This is a genomic window from Clostridium folliculivorans (assembly GCF_024341905.1).
GTDB classification, from domain to species: domain Bacteria; phylum Bacillota; class Clostridia; order Clostridiales; family Clostridiaceae; genus Clostridium_AR; species Clostridium_AR folliculivorans.
In genome coordinates this window covers 91,729-110,079 of sequence record NZ_BQXY01000004.1, presented here as the reverse complement: position 1 = coordinate 110,079, position 18,351 = coordinate 91,729, and the positions used below count along the sequence as shown (strand labels likewise).

Sequence of the window (18,351 nt, the reverse complement as noted above, 5' to 3'; positions counted from 1 at the left end):
ATGCTTATGTCGTGTTTAATTAGGTATACTTAATTTGTGCATTATAAAATTTTATTCTTATAAGGCATATTGTTTTAATTATACTGCCTACAAAATGTATGGATTTTAATTGATACTAAAAAACAATTTAAGCTATTAGTAATCCAGTATCACTGTGATAAATGGAGGTTAAAAATATGCCAAAAGAAATAGATGCTAAGATGTTGCTTTCTACAACTAAAAATCCAAGTAGTTGGTTTGGTACTAATTATACATTTAACATTTATAGAGGCTGTGAACATCATTGTATATATTGCGACTCAAGAAGCTTATGCTACAGAATAGATAACTTTGATGAACTAATAGTCAAAAGAAACGCTATAGAAATTTTAAATAAGGAACTTAAGAATAAAAGAAAAAAAGGGGTAATAGGCACTGGTGCTATGAGTGATCCTTATACTAGATCAGAGATGCACTATCAATTAACCCGTGGATGTCTTGAGGCAATTGCGCAATATAGATTTCCAATTCACATCACAACCAAAAGTAATCTAATTCTTAGGGATATAGATCTTCTTCAGGAAATAAATAAAATTTATGCTTCTGTAGCTATAACTATAACAACTACTGATGATAAGCTTGCAAAGATAGTAGAGCCAGGTGCTCCTTCTTCTACAGATCGACTTAAAGCACTTGGAGTTCTCTCTGAACTTGGAATTCATACAAGCATAACAATGATGCCTATTTTACCTTTTGTTGAAGATACTGAGGAAAACATTTTAGACATAGTAAATAAAGCAAATTACTATGGTGTTAAAAACATTGTTCCTTGGCTTGGAATGTCACTACGAGATAGACAAAGAGATTATTATTATAAAAAGCTAGATAAACATTTCCCAGGAATTCGTGAAAAATATGAAAAGAGTTATGGCGATAGCTATAGTTGTTCTACTAAAAATATAAAAAAGCTAAGTTATGCTCTATCAAATGCATGTAGTAAGTATGGCATTAGCCTTAAGATGCCTACTTATCAAAGTGAGGTAAATGCTGTACAGTTGAGCTTTTTAAATAATAAATAAGCACAAAGGTGTAAAGATATCTTTACACTTTTAAACTAATTACCGTTCAACATTTTCATTAATTAGCTCCATAAATACTTTTGGATTGACTACTCTAACTCTTGGATTTTTCTCTAGCATACTTATAGCATTTTTGACGTCATTCAAATCCTTACTCCAAACATGAACATACACAAAAGTATATGCTTCGGCTTTTTTTACATCTGTCTGTCCTTGCCCTATTCTAAAATTAATAGTTTTAGCTAGTTGCTCTTCATCTTCTAACCCATTCCATAGTAAATCTCTACAGGATACTATTGGCTTGCCATTTGACCAAACTATTTCTCCTTTATAATTATCATGTTTGTGGTAGTCCAAGTAAAACAATCCCTTTATATTCGGCTGAATCGTAAATTTACTCCAAAGCTCAGCATCATGAAAGCTTGAGTCATCAATCACAGCTAAGTATCTTTCATCAGTTTGTTTCATATAATCATTCAATTGATTTATATATGGTGAAAGCCTTTCTTTATCAAACTTACTTGGATATATATAACCACTACCCGAAGGAGGTATTATAAAATAATCACTATACTTTCCTTTAGATGCACTTTCGTAATATCTATCAAAAACTGTTGGAGCTAAGTAATACATAGATGGACTTATTCCCCAACCTAAATTAAAATCTCCTCTATAACTTGACCCATACCATTTCTGTGAGCTGTAGTTTGTGCCAAGATTCCACTGCTGATTATCTCCATCTGACATAACAAAAGTTACATAATGCACATTGTCCTCTTTAGTCATATCTTTAGGTATATACCATTGCCTAACAGATGCTGTGTCAAATGCACTTAAAACTGTCAGATTATAAGACCAATCAGCCGCTACCATACTTACACCATGTTTTGATGCTGTACTTATATTAGTAAATTCATCCGGTCCCCAACCCATACAAATCTTGTTTCCATCCATTGATGAAAATATCTTATCTCTAAGATAAGTGTTTTTTATATCACTTTCATAAAATACTAGAGCTTTACTCATAATTGCGTAATCTCTAAGTGCAGAACTTTTATTAGGTTCTAATTGTATTACAATTGAATGGTTTAGCCCTTTGCTCCATAAATTATCGTATGCCCAACTTTCTTCTGTATTTCTGCAATCCCCTGTCATTTTTGTTATTCCATGAAGCTTTGCTTTATATTCAATACTAGTATCTACTGCTATTGAATTTTTCAAAGAACAAAGGGAGCAAGCATTATTTATTGATGGATTATTGCCTTCATCATATAGAACATATCCATCTATATGATCTTTAAAACCATAAACTAATTCCCACGGATCTGAAATTTTTTTATAAGTTACTCCATAGTTATTCTTTAAATCCTCTAACCATATTTGATAATCTGGTTGATCAGAATTTAATATATATATTTGATTGTAGGATTTATTATTGACTACTCCTTGAAGTGTAGATATCAATGTTTTTTCACTTTCACTCATATTATCTTGTGAAATAACATATAGAAAAGTTGGTTTTATGATATTTTTTATATACATGGAAAAAGGACTATTACTTGCAGTAATAGTCTTCTTCCACTCAATCCAACTAGTATTAAAATTATCTTTATTTTCATTACAATACTTATAGAAGTTTTGTAAGAAACTAATTCTTTCATTGTTATAGAATGATTTAATTTCTTGTTCATTAAATCCAACTAAGGCTAGTTGTCTCTTCATAATATTATCAAACGTAACCTGTTTAGAATTCTTAACCATATCATACATTATCATAAATGTAGTTGTTCTTCCTATTCCCTCTTTGCAGTGAAAATGTAACCATGTATTTTTAGGTTGTTTTTTTACTACCTGCATAAAATAATCAACCATTTCATCTGTAGGTATCTTTCCATCAGTAACAGGAATACGGATGTATTCAAGTTTATTATCCTTAACTAATTGTTCTTCATCCTGAACCTTCGTCGGAATTATTGTGTCATTTGGATGATTTGTAAGTGTAATAGGAACATTCAATTTAATACTTTTAAGCTTACTTTGCTCATCCGCTAATACTTGTTCTTTTGTAAGTCCCATATTAGCATCATTTTTCTCATTCTTCCAACTTACTGGAATGTTATTTATAAAACCATGAGCTTCTTGTCTCAAGTCTATTACTGTTGTAGACATCTTCGTATTTATACTATTTATTACAAGAGGTAAATTAAAACCTGAAAACTGCTGACTTCCAGATATATTTAAATTATTTAATCCTTTTAAATCTAGGGTCTTATCTTTGTCAACATTACTTAAATCAGAAGTTTTTCTAAAATTCTTTGGCATACCTTGATAATTTGATGTATCCATAACCAATGACACAACACCATTATCAACAGTAGTTCTAGCTAAACTTACAAACTTATTTTTATCCTGAATAGTGCAGGAGCAAAATAAACTTATTGTTATTAATACCAGAAAACTAGCTATATATTTTTTAAAATTTCTCCACAAACTTATCACCTCATAACCTAATAGTTTTTATTAACCATATATAAGATCAACATCATTACAATTAGAAATTTAGTTTCTTTATATACCTTTTACTATTAAAGCTATCTTTATGATATTTACATGCTGGTTTATATTCATTAATTTTCCACCAAATTATAAGAGAAGGTGAGTATATCATATTGACTTCCTCACCTTCTCTTTGAAAGTTTCTATTCACTTAAGTCTATTTTAACAGTAATCCTTGTTCCCTTTCCTTCTTCACTTACTACTTCAATTATTCCCCCATGAACATCTGCAATCCATTTGGCAATTGATAAACCAAGCCCAGTTCCTCCTTTTTCTTTGGATCTAGACTTATCTGCTGTATAAAATCTATCAAATACATTTTGAATATCTTCCTTTGGTATACCTATTCCTGTATCTGAAACACTTATATATATCGATTTATTTCTCAATATAGAATTTATAGTTATTACGCCTTCATAGGGTGTGAATTTAATACTATTATCAATAAATATTCTTAACATTTGCTTTATAAGCTTATAATCCCCATATATATCAATATCTTCATTCTCTTCGCTAAATATATTATGTTTTTTATCTATTAGTTTTGTTTCCTCTAGCACTTCATATATCAATTCATTTAAATGAAATTCTTTTTTTTCCACTACTTGGTTTAGTGCATCTCCTTTGGCTAGAAATAATAGCTTTTCTACTAAATTAGCCATATTTTCAGCTTCAAGCTTTATACCATAAATTGATTTTTCTAAAGCTTCCTTGTCATTTTTTCCCCATCTATCCAATAGGTTTGCATATCCTTGAATAACTGCAATTGGAGTTCTAAGTTCATGAGATGCATCTGATACAAACTGACTCTGGCTATCGAAGGCTTTTTGTAATCTATCTATCATATTGTTAAGAGTACCTGCTAGTCTTTTTAGCTCATCATCAGCATCATTAACTTCAATTCTTTCTTTGAGATTGTTAACACTAATATTTTCAGCAGTTCTAGTTATATTATCTATAGGATTGAGCATTTTTTTACTTATGATATATCCCACTACGATTGATGCTACCATTCCAATAAAATCTGCAATGGCCAAGAATACAAATAATATCTTTATGAAACTATATTCATTTTCTAAATCCTTTACTACCTGTATATATACTACTCCATAATTTTTACTATATAGTTTGGTCTCTAAGTACATTAGATGTTTTTCTTTTTGCTCTAAATGTTTTGCCCTACCATTAGTCTCCTTAAGCTTTATATCGTAATTAAAGCCCTGTGATTGATTTATAGTATTACTACTATCCAATATCCTTATTGATATATTCTCTTTTGAAGGCAAATCAGCTAAAAAATCCTTATTATATAGACTTACCTCTCCTGTTTCATCATTTATCTTGTTTGTTAATACCGTACTTATATCATTAACTTGTTTATCAGCTTGCTTATATAAAAAATACTTAGTGCCATATAGAGTTACCGTGCTTAATATAAGTAATACTAAAGAAAACATAAAAGCGTATATCAAAGTTAGCTTTACGGATATTTTAGCATTTTTAATTATTGATAAATTCATATTATTCACCTTTTATTACATAGCCAACACCTCTCACTGTTGCTATGAGTTTTTGATTAAAGCCATCATCAATTTTGCTTCTCAAATATCTTATAAATACATCTACAACATTCGTATCTCCCAGATAATCGTAACCCCACACACTCTCAATTAATTGTTCTCTTGTAAGCACCACATTCTTATTAATCAATAACATCTCTAAAAGCTGGTATTCTTTCTTTGTTAACTCTATTTCTTGACCATCCCTAAAGACTCTATGTGCTTTCCTATCCATAACAATATCAGCTACTTTTATATCACTAATATCTTTAGTTAAGTCATTACTTCTTGTATATACCCTTATTCTCGCTAAAAGTTCTTCTATGGCAAAAGGTTTCGTTAAATAGTCGTTTGCTCCAGCATCTAGTCCTAAAACTTTATCGGAAACTTCACTTTTTGCTGTCAGCATGATTATTGGAATACTTGAAAATTGTCTAATTCTTCTGCAAACCTCAGTTCCGTTAATTCCAGGAATCATTAAATCTAACAGAATAAGATTATAGTCATTATTCTGAGTTTTATTTAATGCATCTATTCCATCATAAGCAACATCTACTTTATATCCTTCATGAGAAAGTTCCATCTCAATAAACATTGACATCTGTTTTTCATCTTCAACTAAAAGTATCTTAAATTCCTTCAAGGTATCATCTCCTAAAAAATAATGTTCTATAGGGTTCCAACTTCAACTATTAAGTTTTCGTAATGGAACCCTATATAATCCACCTTAATATTAATATATAATATTTTTTTAGTCACCATTATTATTGTTTGCATAGCTTTTCTTATTTACGCTTTTATCTTTGTTTGAATTACTTTTTATATCTGAATCGAAGTGGTACATCTTTATTTATGCTACTTCATTTCAATTAAAAATAACATTAAAATCAGATTAAATTTATTAAACAAGAATATATTTATATACCACTAAATATCTATTAAGTAATGTTAAAATACTATTAAATACTTTTATATGTTTAAATTTCTATCATTTAGTATTAATATAGATATATAGGGGGTGTTGTTTTGGATAATAACATATTAAACATTGAGCAAGCAGTTGAATTCTTAGGTGTAAGTGAAAAAACATTAATAAAGCTTCTAAGAGAAGAGCATATTCCTGCTAGAAAAATCGGCAGGGAATGGAGATTTAGTAAACAAGCTCTTATCAATTGGTTATCTACCGGCGATTCCACTAACTACATTAATAAAAACGAGCTTTATCAAGTTTCTAAAGATGAGTTAGGAACTAGGCAGGATATATTGGATAGTATCTGCGAAAAGATATCAAATTTAAAAGAGTCAAATAGTGTAGAAAAGTTTTTAACACTTGAAAAAAACATCAGCATACCAGACAATGCTAATCTTAGAGTTAGCTATAAACAGCAAAGAGATGTAGAAAAACTTGAATTTAAGATTTATTGGACTCAAAGAGATGAATATAAGATTTTATAAAAAGATTATTGAGGTAATATTTACTTGTTTTTTATGAAATAATAAGGGGATGTTAATTAATGAATAGTGTATGGTTTATATGTGCTATGCTTTCAGCAATATTTGCGGCTCTAGTAGGTATATTTGGTAAAGTAGGTTTAAAATCAGTAGATGCCAATACTGCAACCGCTGTAAGGGCTGTAATAATGGCCGCATTTCTTTTTTTAGTTGTAGTTTTCCAAGGGAAACTGAGCAAGATACCTGAAGTTATCGCGGATAAAAAAACTTTTTCCTTCATCATATTTAGTGGTTTAGCAGGAGCTCTTTCTTGGCTATTTTACTTCTTAGCTTTGAAATATGGAAAGGTATCTCAAGTTGCTCCTATAGACAAGTTTAGTGTAGTTCTCGCAACTATCTTAGCAGTTGCATTTTTAGGGGAAAAGATAAGCAAAATGAATGGAATAGGTGTGGGCCTAATAGCCATCGGAGCTATTATAGTTGCTTTAAGTTAGGCACACAATAAAGGAACCATGAAATCTTATATTTCCATGGCTCCTTTTGTTATTTTTACTTACATGGTTTTATAATAAACTCAAAGTTCATATCTTTAGAAGAATCTATTAGGTACTCCTTATGGACAGGTGCACCCCAACTGTCATCTCCTCCTACTCCCATTTGTTTTCCTGCTATTGTTACAACAGTATAATTAACTAGAGGAAGTTCATAGTAGTGCAGTGCATTTTGAAGTTCAAAAGCTGTGTATGGTGATACTCCAAGCTCAAAGGAATCATTAACAGCTGCAAACTCTATTCCGAAGCCATCTTTATCTTTTATCTTTGCCCATCTTACACCAATGTGATTGCCACTTTCTTGAGGTACTAAGTATCTTGAAACATTGTCCTTAACTAATCTTTCATAAATACCTAATCTAGCACCATGTACCCTATCTATATAATTTTCTTCAGGTCCCATACCGTAGAATTTAAAATTATCATAATCAGCTGATAATCTAAAAGCTAATCCGAATATAGGTATCTCAGATAGTCCTTCAATACCCTTATAGTCACATTTAACTTTAATGTCCCCGTCTTCATAAGCAGTATAAGCTACTTTGACCTCAGTTGGCACACTCAAAGGCAAAGAATAAGTATATTGAACTGTAACACTATATTCATGTTCAAAAACTTGTACATCAGTGCACTTTTGGAACAAACTTGCTTGAAGCCACTGTGCACATCTAAAGCCGTGTTTATTTCCATTATCATTATCTGTTGTTGCCCTCCAATATATAGGCATAGGAGTTCTTGTAATCAATTCTTTTCCATTATATCTTAGTGATACAATTCCCCCCTCTTGCTTTGAAAATAATACACTAAAATCTCTGCTTTTAACTCCTATATTTACATCTCCATGGATGACTTTAACTTTATTTAATTCTTTTAAATCTTCTCTTTCTTCCTCTATAGAGTATACATATTGATCAAAAGCTATCTCGTGACCAGCTTTTGCCCAAGTAGTATCATTCTTAAGTTTGAAAGAAACATTTACGGCATACTCTCCACTATTATTTACTTTAGGTAAATCAAACTCATAGTATTCTTCTTCACCTGCTTTTACTATAGCATCCAACCTGTCTTTATATTGTTCTTCTCCGTTATAACTCAAGCTATACTCTAATATATAACTAGAGGTATCTACAAATAAGTTTTCATTTCTAACCTTAACACCATTTTTATCTGCATATAGCTTTAGATTTTGATATAGCTTTTTAACTTCTTGTACCTTTGGAGATATTGTTCTATCAGCATATACTATTCCATCACCACAGAAATTATAATCTGTTGCTCTATCATCAAAATCTCCACCGTAGGCAAAGAATTCATTCCCATATCTATCTTTCTTCATAACTGCTTGATCTATATAATCCCAGATGAAACCTCCTTGATAAAGCTCATACTTATCTTCTAATTCTGTATACTTGTGCATTGCTCCACAGGAATTGCCCATAGCATGCATGTATTCACAACTTATATAAGGTTTCTGTGGATTATTATTTAAATACTCCTCAATTTCATGAGGCTTTGCATACATCCTACTTTCCATATCACTAGTTTCATTGAAGCGTCTATCATGAAAAATCCCTTCATAGTGCACTAATCTTGATGGGTCTTTCTTTCTATAGTACTCAGACATCTTATAGATATTTTTCCCTCCAAAAGATTCATTTCCACAAGACCATATTAAAATAGATGGATGATTTTTATCCCTCTCTACCATTGACTTAGCTCTATCCAATACAATATCAAGCCACTCTGGTTTACTGTCTGGAATAACCCAATCAGGAATTACTTGTCCCATCTTCATCCAGGATCCGTGAGTTTCTAGATTTGCTTCATCTATTAAGTAAATTCCATATTCATCACAAAGCTCATACCAAAGACTTTGATTAGGATAGTGAGAAGTTCTCACAGCATTTATATTGTTCTGTTTAAAAAATCTTATATCCCAAAACATATCTTCTTTAGTTATAGATCTTCCTCTTCGGCAATTAAACTCATGTCTATTTATGCCTTTGAAAACTATACGTTTTCCATTTATATGCATAACCTTATTTATCATTTCAAAGCTTCTAAAACCTACCTTTTGCGGCACAAGCTCTACTATATTATCTTTTTCATCTCTTACAGTAATATAAAGAGTATACAAATATGGATCTTCAGCACTCCAAAGTCTTACGTTATTTACATCTAGCTTTAAAGTTAGTTCATTTTTAAACTTATTGCCCTTAATACTAGCTAAAATCAAGCCTTCACTATCTTTTAGTTCTAAGTCTAGAGTTCCAGTGGTAGCTCCTACAATTTTCATTTCAGATTCTAGGACTGCATTTTTGTATTCACTATCTAGTATAGTTTTAACAAAAAGGTCTTGAATATGAATCTTAGGAATCGAATATAGATATACTTCTCTAAAAATCCCCGAAAACCTCCAAAAATCCTGATCTTCGAGCCAGCTCCCAGTAGATCTCTTATAAACTTCAACTGAAAGCTTATTTTCCCCTTCTCTGATATATTGAGTTAATTCAAATTCTGATGGAGTAAAACTATCTTCACTATATCCAACAAAATTCCCATTTAACCAAACATAGAAAGCACTCTCTACCCCTTGAAAGGATATATATATAGGAGTATTTTTCATAGTTTCATCTAAATTAAAATACTTAACATAACTTCCAACTGGATTATATTCTTCAGATACCTGTGGTGGCCTCAATTCACTGTGCCCATCCCAAGGATACATAGTATTTATATATTGAATCTTATCATATCCTTGAAGTTGTATATGTCCAGGAACATCTATATCCTTCCATGAATTGCAATCAAAGTCTAGATTATAAAAATCCTTAATTCTCGAACTAGGATTTATAGCAAAGCTAAACTTCCAGTTTCCATTTAAGCTTTGTCTTAGTCTCATATCTCCAGAGTTCATTTCTTCCTCTGTTATATAGTATTTATGGTCTGAATGCGCTTCAATTCTATTTACTGCAAAAATTGAAGTATCAGAAAGCCAATCTGTGCTAGGAACCTTAAACCCCATAGTAATTCCTCCAACCCTTTTATTATAAAAATTAATGTAAACCTATACTTATATTTTCTACTATTCATAGAATGTTTTCAATATATTTTTAGTAAAAATATCAATACTTTTACTAAGCTTTTACCTATCTCAATAATATTAGTGAATATAACTATCAATAATTGATTTTTTTGAGCATCTGCCTTTCCGGATGTATATGAGGAAACTTACAAGCTGATAATCTCCACTCTTTTACTTTATGTCCATAAAAATCTTCTAAAATCATTGAAGTATATAGCTTTAGTACTATAAAAGCTTTATATTTTTCTTTACAGTAAAAAAGAAACCCAAGTCCTTAGAACGAACATAGGCTCCTTTTTACAATATATATAATATATTAACCACCTTAATATATTATAAAAACTATTTATACATATATCTTTATTTGAACTGAAATTGTTCATAATGCATATTTATATTATTAAAATTGCTCTTTTTAAATTGAGTCTTTAAGCTTTCTCTCATTCCCTTAGGGCCACAAAAGTACACATCTTCAACCTGATTAAGTTCAGTATAATTTTTCATTTGTTCTACTGATAAAAATCCTTTATCTTTGAAGTTAAATAAGTGCAACCTCACATTTGAATCAAGTGTAAGCTTTTCTAATTCTTCTAAATATGCTCCATCTTGTTCACTATTGTAAGCATAAAAAAAGTCTATAGAATAATCTTCTCTTACCTTAGCTTGCAAAAAGCTCCTGAATGGTGTAACCCCTATACCTCCAGCAATCCAAATCTGATTCTTACTACCTTCTTTATAATCAAAATTTCCATGAGGTCCTTCTACTGCAAATTTATCTCCAAGTTTTAATGTTTCTAATAAAACCTTAGTATCATCACCAAGTGACTTAATTGTAAATTGAATCTCTCTTTCCGTAGGAGCTGCACTTATTGTGAATGGATGTGAAGCAAACTTACTATCCTTTCCTATCAGTTTGATAAAAGCAAACTGTCCTGGTTTAAATTCTATATTACGGCCTAAAGCCTTTCCTGTAATCTCTAATGTACCATCTGATACAACTTTAAGTTTGCTAACTTTAAATCTAAACTTAAATGCTGTTTTTTCATAAAACAATACACTGTATAATATTGAAATAACTCCTATGAAGTTAACTATATTTAGCCATATACTAAATGGATCTAGAGATAATACTGGGTAAGTAGAACTTCCGTAATAATGATATACCCCCATCATATACGCAACTATCATAAATTTATGGATAACCTTCCATCTTTCATAATTTAGCTTTTTCGCTACAATTGCAGTTATTATAAGTATTACGAATAGATATAGACTAAAGCTACCATACATTGCATACGGATCTCTAGGTATTGGTATTCCAGCTTTAATCTCAGCCCTCTTTCCTATTTCAATTGTTATATTATGAATAACAACTAAAAGCAACGCTGATATACTTAAATATTTATGATATACATAAGACTTATCTAGTCCATTGAATATATAATCTAAAATCTTATTCCGTGTTGAAATAAAATTTACTAAAGCAAAAGCAACCAAAGCAAATGCCGCTATCAACTGCGAATATTCACTTGCTATAGATATCTCTCTAGTTGAGCTGACGAATAACCATGTTACAAAAGTTATTAACATACTCAATATAATAAATAAAAAACCTAACTTCTTTTTCATCTTAACACCTCTCAATTAAATTCTATCAACTCTTTCTATCTTCTAGCCTTGTCATATTTTAATGAGGCCATAATAAAACAACTCTTTATTCTCTCATAAGAAGAATATAATCCTGCCAAGAATGTAGAATAAAGTAATACACTAACTATATGAATTGTATTGCTTCCATTAAATAAACTTAAAAAACATACTATACCTGGGATTAAGAAAAATATAGCTGAAACTGTTCTCCCAACTCTATCAAAAATAAATGGATGTTCCGATGAAGTTTTATAAAGCTTAATAAAATTAGAAGTTGCAACGAATTCTAAAAACTTAATACAAACAAACACTAAATACCATAAAGGTAATACATGCGTACTTATTAGTGCTGCATAAGAAGAAACTATATATAACAAATCTGCTAATACGTCTAATTTAGCACCAAGAACGGTAGCTACTCCTAATCTTCTTGCAATCTTACCATCAAAGAAATCCGAAACACATATCATTATAAATAAACTTATTAATGCAGTGTTATAATCTTGTCCATATAGAAATTGCTTAAAAATAAGAAAATCAAATAAAAATGTCATAATTATTCTTGCTATAGTCATACCATTGGGTATACTTCTTAAAACTCTATCCATATCCATCTCCCCTAAACTCTCTTAATTCCTTATCTATCTTAAATATAAACTAGTTAAATTAACAAAACCTTAAAACTAGCTGAGAATTAGCTGAGAATTACGTAAAAACTATACTTTTTTTGTGCTGTATCTTACAGCGGATAAAATACCTAGTTATAAGCAAAAATATAACCTATCTACATTAAATCTAAAATTATAATTAGGAGGTTCATAAATGCTTAAAAAATCATCTAACATCTTTACATTAATAACTGCTAATATTCTTATAGCAACTTTTTTATTAATAGGATGTACAAGTACTGGAAATAGTAGCATTTTATCAATTAATAAAATTTCAAGCAGAACAACGTTTGAGAATAAAACTGCTGATTCTCAAATGTACATAAGACCAGACAATGTTAGTATAGATCAGGCAAAACAACTTTTGATAGAAGGTAATAAAAGATATGTTGATAATAAAGTACTAACACATGATATAAGCGATGCTAGACGTAAGAAACTTTCTACAGATGGTCAGAAGCCTTTTGCAGTTGTGTTAAGTTGCTCAGACTCTAGAGTTCCACCTGAATTAGTGTTTGATCAAGGACTAGGTGATTTATTTGTTGTTAGAAATGCCGGAAATATAATTGATCCTATTGCATTAGGAAGCATAGAATATGGAGCTGAACATCTAGGTGCCCCATTAATAATTGTTCTAGGTCATGAAAAATGTGGTGCAGTAAAAGCTGCAATTGAAGGTGGTACAACATCTGAAAATATTACAGCTATAATATATCAAATAAAACCATCTTATAATAAAACTAAAAATAAGAGTCAAAACGCAAATGAAATTTATAATCTAACAATTGATGAAAATATAAAAAATTCTATGAATTTGATTAATAAAAGCTTAGTTATTCAAAAGTTAACTACCGAAAGGAAAATAAATGTAGTTGGAGCCAAGTATCATATGGATACAGGTAAAGTAACCTTTGATATACAGTAGCATTTTTCACAAAAAAGTGCAGCCTTTTAATTAATAAAGGCTGCTAAAGATTTTAATTATATAATATACTCCTTTAATATTTTCTCAATACTGGCTGCAAAATTATCCGCAGCGCCCCAATCAAACTTAAAAAGCCAGCCTTCTGAGCTGCCTGTAGCTATAGCCCTTACATCTGTGTATCCTTTAATATTATCTATTATTACAACTAGTGCAGCCCTATTGCTAGTTCTCATGTAGTATTTTTCATAAACTAATGTTCCTGTACACACTCCATTTTCTAACTCAAAGAACTCTTCGTGTACTAAATCTGCACTTTGGCTATTCTTTACTAACGAAAATACTTTATTTGGGGTAATATTAACCTTAAAATTATATTTACTCATAAATCTCCCTCCTTTATTAAAAACAATATATCTATTACCTTATATAAATATTACTAATATATCTACTCTATAATAATCACTTGTCACTAGCACATAATTTTACACACCAGTATAAACCAGGTTTTAACAGTACCCTCTGTATTGTTTATTTACGCTCTATATAGTAAAATTATCATATTAGATATAAAAGAGTAAACTTATTAGTATATATGCTATATTACTTTAAAGTTAAATTTATATAGTTATATTTTTAGTGGTTTTCTAACTATATATCTAAAAAAATTAAAAAGTGAAAAAGGCAAACCATGGGAAACCATGAGACGCAAAGCCAAGGGCCTGTACCACATTTTATTTTGTGGATGGCAGCCGGTTACCACGGGGAATACTAATTTCAATTCTATAGACCTACTTAAGGTCTGTCTTTTCCCTATTTCCCTTTTTCACAAAGAAAGGTAGGGTCAAAATGAAAAAACTTTTATGCAGCAGTTTTCTATTTTTAGCATCACTGCTACTATTCTTCCAACTGGCACCCCCAGTGGAAAAAGTCTATGCGTTAACAAATAACAATGCGTTACCACCAAGCAACCTGTCAGTCCAACTTACTACCCCAAGTGACGCGAAACTCTCTTGGAGCTCTGTTTATGGAGCTACCGGTTATAATGTTTATGGAATAACTGATGGTCAGCTTAAGTTAGTTGGTACAACAACGTCAACCTCTTATTCTTTTAATAACATTCCTGAAGGAGATTATAGTTATGTTGTATCAACATTAAGTACAGATGGAGAGTCAGGACCTTGTGCCCCTGTTACTTTTAATGTTACTTATCCAAATATGACAGCTCCAACTGCATTAACCAGTAAAATTCAAAATGGTAACGATATAGTTTTAACTTGGACAAGTTCTCAGTATGCTAAAACATATAATATTTACCAAATTGCTTCTGATGGTCAAAAGACATTAGTTAATACATCAATTACACCAACTTATACCATAACTAATGCTCCTGCTGGAAGTTATACTTATGCAGTTTCAGCAGTAAATCCACTTTATGGTGAGTCTTCACCATCAGCTTCAACTAATTTAGATATTGTGTTACCAGTTATGACCACACCAGGTAATTTTACTTATTCGATATTAAATGGTAATGATATATCTCTAAAATGGAATGCTGTTAGTTATGCTACAAGCTATAAGGTTTATCAAATTGTTGATGGACAAAAAACTTTAAAAAGTACTACTACTGCTACTAGTATTTCATATACTAATATGACTGGCGGTGACTATGTGTATGAAGTTCACTCTTATAGCGATAGATTTGGTGAATCTCAAGATGGATCTACAGTTACATTTACTCTGACACTTCCAGTAATGCAGACACCAAGTGGATTAACATACAGTATCGCAAACGGTAATGATATTACCTTAAAATGGGCAGCTGTTCCATATGCAACTAATTATACAGTTTATCAAATAATTGATGGAGTAAAGGTTTTAAAAAGTACGTTAACAGGAACAACTGTTACCTACTCTAATATGCCTGGAAATGACTATATTTATGAAGTTCATTCTTATTCAACTCGTTTTGGAGAATCACAGGATGGAAGCCAAATAAGCTTTAATTTAACTTTACCATCAATGGAAGCTCCAAGTTCCTTAACATATTCTATAGCAAATGGTAATGATATAACTTTAAAGTGGGCCTCAGTTCCATATGCAACCAATTATAGAGTGTACCAAATAGTTAATGGACAAAAAGTTTTAAAAAGTACATTAACTGGAACTAGTATAACTTATACTAATATGGCTGGTGGAGATTACACTTACGAAGTTCACTCTTATAGTGACAGATTTGGAGAATCAACTGAAGGAAATACTCTTTCCTTTACATTAGCTCTGCCAATTATGGCGCCACCAACAGATGTAGTGCAAACTATTAAAAATGCTACAGACTTCACATTGAATTGGACCGCATCTCCTTATGCTACAAGCTATAAGATATATCAAATAGTTAACGGTCAGAAGGTGTTAAAAAGTACAGTTACAAGTACTACTGTTTCTTATACTAATATGGCTTCTGGTGATTATAGCTTTGAGATTCATTCTTATTCAACTCGTTTTGGAGAGTCTTCAGATGGAAGTACTATAATTGTTACACTGAATGGACAAACAATGCAGGCTCCAACTAACTTAACATATAGTATTACAAATGGAAATGATATAACTTTAAAATGGACTGCTTCACCATATGCAACAAGCTACAAAATATATCAAGTAATTGACGGACAAGCAGTTTTACAAAAAACTGTAACTACTACTAGTGCTAGTTTTACCAACATGGCTGGTGGTAATTATGATTACCTCATAAATTCTGTATCTACAATTTTAGGTGAATCTCCAGTAGGAGCAGAAACTGCCTTTACTTTAGTTTTACCGACAATGACTGCCCCAGCTAACCTGGCATACAAGATACAGAACGGAAATGATGTAGTTTTAACTTGGTCAGCAGTGACATATGCTAATAATTACAAAGTTTATGAATTAGTCGATGGTCAATTAATTCTAAAAACTACTGTAACATCTTTAACTGCTACACTAAGCAATGTACCAGAAGGTGATCATACTTATGTAGTTAATTCAGTAAGCACACGTTTTGGTGAATCACAAGATGGTAGCAATACATCACTTTCACTAACATTCCCTACAATGCTTGCACCTGGAAACTTTACTTATAGCATTGCAAACGGAAATGATATAACTTTAAAATGGAATTCAGTAACCTACGCAACTGGGTATAACATCTATCAACTAATTAATGGTCAAAGGGTATTAAAACAAACAGTTACTGGTACAAGCGTTACATTTACTAATATGCCTGAAGGTGACTATAACTTTGAGATTCATTCTTATAGTACACGTTTTGGTGAATCTCAAGATAGTAGCCAAACTAACTTCACTTTAGTTTTCCCAGTAATGCAGGCTCCAAGTAATTTCACTTACAGTATTGTAAATGGTAACGACATAACTTTAAAATGGGGAAGTACATTATATACAACAAACTATAGAATCTATCAGATTATAAATGGACAAAAAACTTTAAAACAAACAGTTACTGGTACTAGCGTTACATTTACTAACATGCCTGAAGGTGACTATAACTTCGAGATTGACTCATACAGCACTCGTTTTGGTGAATCACAAGATGGTAGTCAAACTAGCTTCACTTTAGTCTTCCCAGTAATGCAAGCACCTGCTAACTTAACTAATACAATCGTTAACGGAAATGATATCACTTTAAAGTGGAATGCATCTTCTTATGCAACAGCTTATAGAGTATATCAAATTGTAAACGGACAAAGAGTATTAAAACAAACAGTTACTACTACTAGTGCTACATTTACGAATATGCCTGAAGGTGATTATAGCTATGAAGTTAATTCTTATAGCAGCCGTTTTGGAGAATCACCAGTAGCAAGTCCAATAAATCTTTCATTAATCTGGCCAGTAGTACAGGCTCCAAGTTTAGTTGGAACTATATCAAACATTAATAATATAACTTTTTCTTGGCAGTCAGTAAGCTGGGCAAATGAATATAGAATATATGAAACTACTGATGGCAATAAACAACTATTATACAAAGGAACTGCTTTAAGTTATAAAGTGTTCAATTTATCAGAAGGTACACATAGTTATCAAATCACAGCATATAGTACAAGATTTGGTGAATCACAACTTTCTACAGCATTAACAGAAACTATTGTTTATCCTGATATGCAGTCACCAGTTGCCACTTTAAAGGTTTTAGATCAATCAAGTGCTCTAATATCCTGGAACTTTGTCACTTATGCTAATGGATATAACATATATGAAATTATAGATGGTAATGCAGTATTAGTAGCAAAAAATATAAATAATTTATCTTATACACTAACTAATCTTCCATATGCAAACCATCTATACTATGTTACTTCATACAGTAATTCGTTTGGTGAGTCTCAACCATCTAATACTGTTTTAGCGAAGCTTATAGTTGATACTGAACCACCTATTACTAATATTGATGCTTTAAGTAATTGGACAAATCAATCAGATGTACTGGTTAATTTATCTGCAACAGATAAGGATACTGGTATTGCAGCAACTTATTATTCTATAGATGATGGAGCCTTTGTATCTGGAACATCATTTAAGATAAGTAAAGAAGGCATTACTAAGATCTCCTTCTATTCTGTCGACAAGGTAGGAAATATTGAATCAATTAAGACAGCTTATGTGAAAATTGATAAAACTGCATCAGTTACTACTTCTAATATATCTGACATTTGGTCAAATAATGCTGTAACTGTAAACTTAAATGCTACTGACTCACAAAGTGGGGTTGCTAGAACCTTTTACTCAATTGATGGTTCTGATTACATCGAAGGTACTTCATTTACAATACAAACCGAAGGAATTCATACAGTTTC

The 18,351-nt window shown here is 31.1% G+C and carries 12 protein-coding genes and 1 riboswitch; of the genes, 5 read left to right on the top strand and 7 right to left on the bottom strand.

The genetic code is table 11. The annotated features are described in order from the left end of the window. The first annotated feature begins 176 nt into the window (after window positions 1–176). Window positions 177–1,058 carry an SPL family radical SAM protein gene (locus tag OCU55_RS13535; RefSeq protein WP_261852843.1) on the top strand — a complete coding sequence of 294 codons (882 nt, stop codon included), beginning with the start codon at window positions 177–179 and terminating at the stop codon, window positions 1,056–1,058. 39 nt (window positions 1,059–1,097) lie between these two features. On the opposite strand, the gene OCU55_RS13530 is transcribed toward OCU55_RS13535, so the two are convergent. The 3 genes from OCU55_RS13530 to OCU55_RS13520 form a co-directional block, all read right to left on the bottom strand. Next, window positions 1,098–3,548: a GxGYxYP domain-containing protein gene (locus tag OCU55_RS13530; protein ID WP_261852842.1), complete on the bottom strand. Its 2,451-nt coding sequence runs from the start codon at window positions 3,546–3,548 to the stop codon at window positions 1,098–1,100. 209 nt (window positions 3,549–3,757) lie between these two features. After that, on the bottom strand, window positions 3,758–5,134 hold the full coding sequence (locus OCU55_RS13525; RefSeq protein WP_261852841.1) for a sensor histidine kinase: 1,377 nt from the start codon (window positions 5,132–5,134) through the stop codon (window positions 3,758–3,760). Between the two features lies 1 nt (window position 5,135). Continuing rightward, window positions 5,136–5,816 (bottom strand): response regulator transcription factor, encoded by a 681-nt coding sequence (locus OCU55_RS13520; protein ID WP_261852840.1) that lies wholly within the window; start codon window positions 5,814–5,816, stop codon window positions 5,136–5,138. A gap of 383 nt (window positions 5,817–6,199) precedes the next feature. On the opposite strand from OCU55_RS13520, the gene OCU55_RS13515 reads away from it, so the two are divergent. After that, window positions 6,200–6,628, top strand: a complete 429-nt coding sequence (locus OCU55_RS13515) for a helix-turn-helix domain-containing protein (protein ID WP_261852839.1) — start codon at window positions 6,200–6,202, stop codon at window positions 6,626–6,628. A 59-nt stretch (window positions 6,629–6,687) separates the two neighbouring features. After that, window positions 6,688–7,119 carry an EamA family transporter gene (locus OCU55_RS13510; RefSeq protein ID WP_261852838.1) on the top strand — a complete coding sequence of 144 codons (432 nt, stop codon included), beginning with the start codon at window positions 6,688–6,690 and terminating at the stop codon, window positions 7,117–7,119. A 55-nt stretch (window positions 7,120–7,174) separates the two neighbouring features. On the opposite strand, the gene lacZ is transcribed toward OCU55_RS13510, so the two are convergent. The 3 genes from lacZ to OCU55_RS13495 all read right to left on the bottom strand — a co-directional run bounded on the left by lacZ (window position 7,175) and on the right by OCU55_RS13495 (window position 12,519). Then, a complete protein-coding gene (lacZ, locus tag OCU55_RS13505) occupies window positions 7,175–10,201 on the bottom strand; it encodes a beta-galactosidase, LacZ type (protein WP_261852837.1) in 3,027 nt (1,008 codons plus the stop codon). A 420-nt stretch (window positions 10,202–10,621) separates the two neighbouring features. Continuing rightward, the gene (locus tag OCU55_RS13500; RefSeq protein ID WP_261852836.1) at window positions 10,622–11,890 is read right to left on the bottom strand and encodes a ferredoxin reductase family protein; all 1,269 of its coding nucleotides are present in this window, start codon (window positions 11,888–11,890) and stop codon (window positions 10,622–10,624) included. A 35-nt stretch (window positions 11,891–11,925) separates the two neighbouring features. Further along, the gene (locus tag OCU55_RS13495; protein WP_261852835.1) at window positions 11,926–12,519 is read right to left on the bottom strand and encodes a CDP-alcohol phosphatidyltransferase family protein; all 594 of its coding nucleotides are present in this window, start codon (window positions 12,517–12,519) and stop codon (window positions 11,926–11,928) included. A gap of 214 nt (window positions 12,520–12,733) precedes the next feature. Between OCU55_RS13495 and OCU55_RS13490 the strand changes: the two genes are divergently transcribed. Further along, a complete protein-coding gene (locus tag OCU55_RS13490; protein WP_261852834.1) occupies window positions 12,734–13,504 on the top strand; it encodes a carbonic anhydrase in 771 nt (256 codons plus the stop codon). Window positions 13,505–13,560: 56 nt separating this feature from the next. Here OCU55_RS13490 and OCU55_RS13485 read toward each other — a convergent pair whose 3' ends face one another. Further along, entirely contained in the window at window positions 13,561–13,887 is a 327-nt protein-coding gene (locus OCU55_RS13485) for a DUF6054 family protein (protein ID WP_261852833.1), read from the bottom strand. Between the two features lie 287 nt (window positions 13,888–14,174). Then, window positions 14,175–14,265, top strand: a riboswitch (cyclic di-GMP riboswitch). Window positions 14,266–14,350: 85 nt separating this feature from the next. Between OCU55_RS13485 and OCU55_RS13480 the strand changes: the two genes are divergently transcribed. Then, a partial coding sequence (locus tag OCU55_RS13480) for an OmpL47-type beta-barrel domain-containing protein (protein WP_261853080.1) occupies window positions 14,351–18,351 on the top strand: 4,001 nt, incomplete at its 3' end.

Bases quoted from the DNA above. Each gene is read 5' to 3' on its own strand.
- OCU55_RS13535 (WP_261852843.1), top strand. From the start codon at position 177: ATGCCAAAAGAAATAGATGCTAAGATGTTGCTTTCTACAACTAAAAAT.
- OCU55_RS13525 (WP_261852841.1), bottom strand. From the start codon at position 5,134: ATGAATTTATCAATAATTAAAAATGCTAAAATATCCGTAAAGCTAACT.
- OCU55_RS13510 (WP_261852838.1), top strand. From the start codon at position 6,688: ATGAATAGTGTATGGTTTATATGTGCTATGCTTTCAGCAATATTTGCG.
- lacZ (WP_261852837.1), bottom strand. From the start codon at position 10,201: ATGGGGTTTAAGGTTCCTAGCACAGATTGGCTTTCTGATACTTCAATT.
- OCU55_RS13500 (WP_261852836.1), bottom strand. From the start codon at position 11,890: ATGAAAAAGAAGTTAGGTTTTTTATTTATTATATTGAGTATGTTAATA.
- OCU55_RS13495 (WP_261852835.1), bottom strand. From the start codon at position 12,519: ATGGATAGAGTTTTAAGAAGTATACCCAATGGTATGACTATAGCAAGA.
- OCU55_RS13490 (WP_261852834.1), top strand. From the start codon at position 12,734: ATGCTTAAAAAATCATCTAACATCTTTACATTAATAACTGCTAATATT.
- OCU55_RS13485 (WP_261852833.1), bottom strand. From the start codon at position 13,887: ATGAGTAAATATAATTTTAAGGTTAATATTACCCCAAATAAAGTATTT.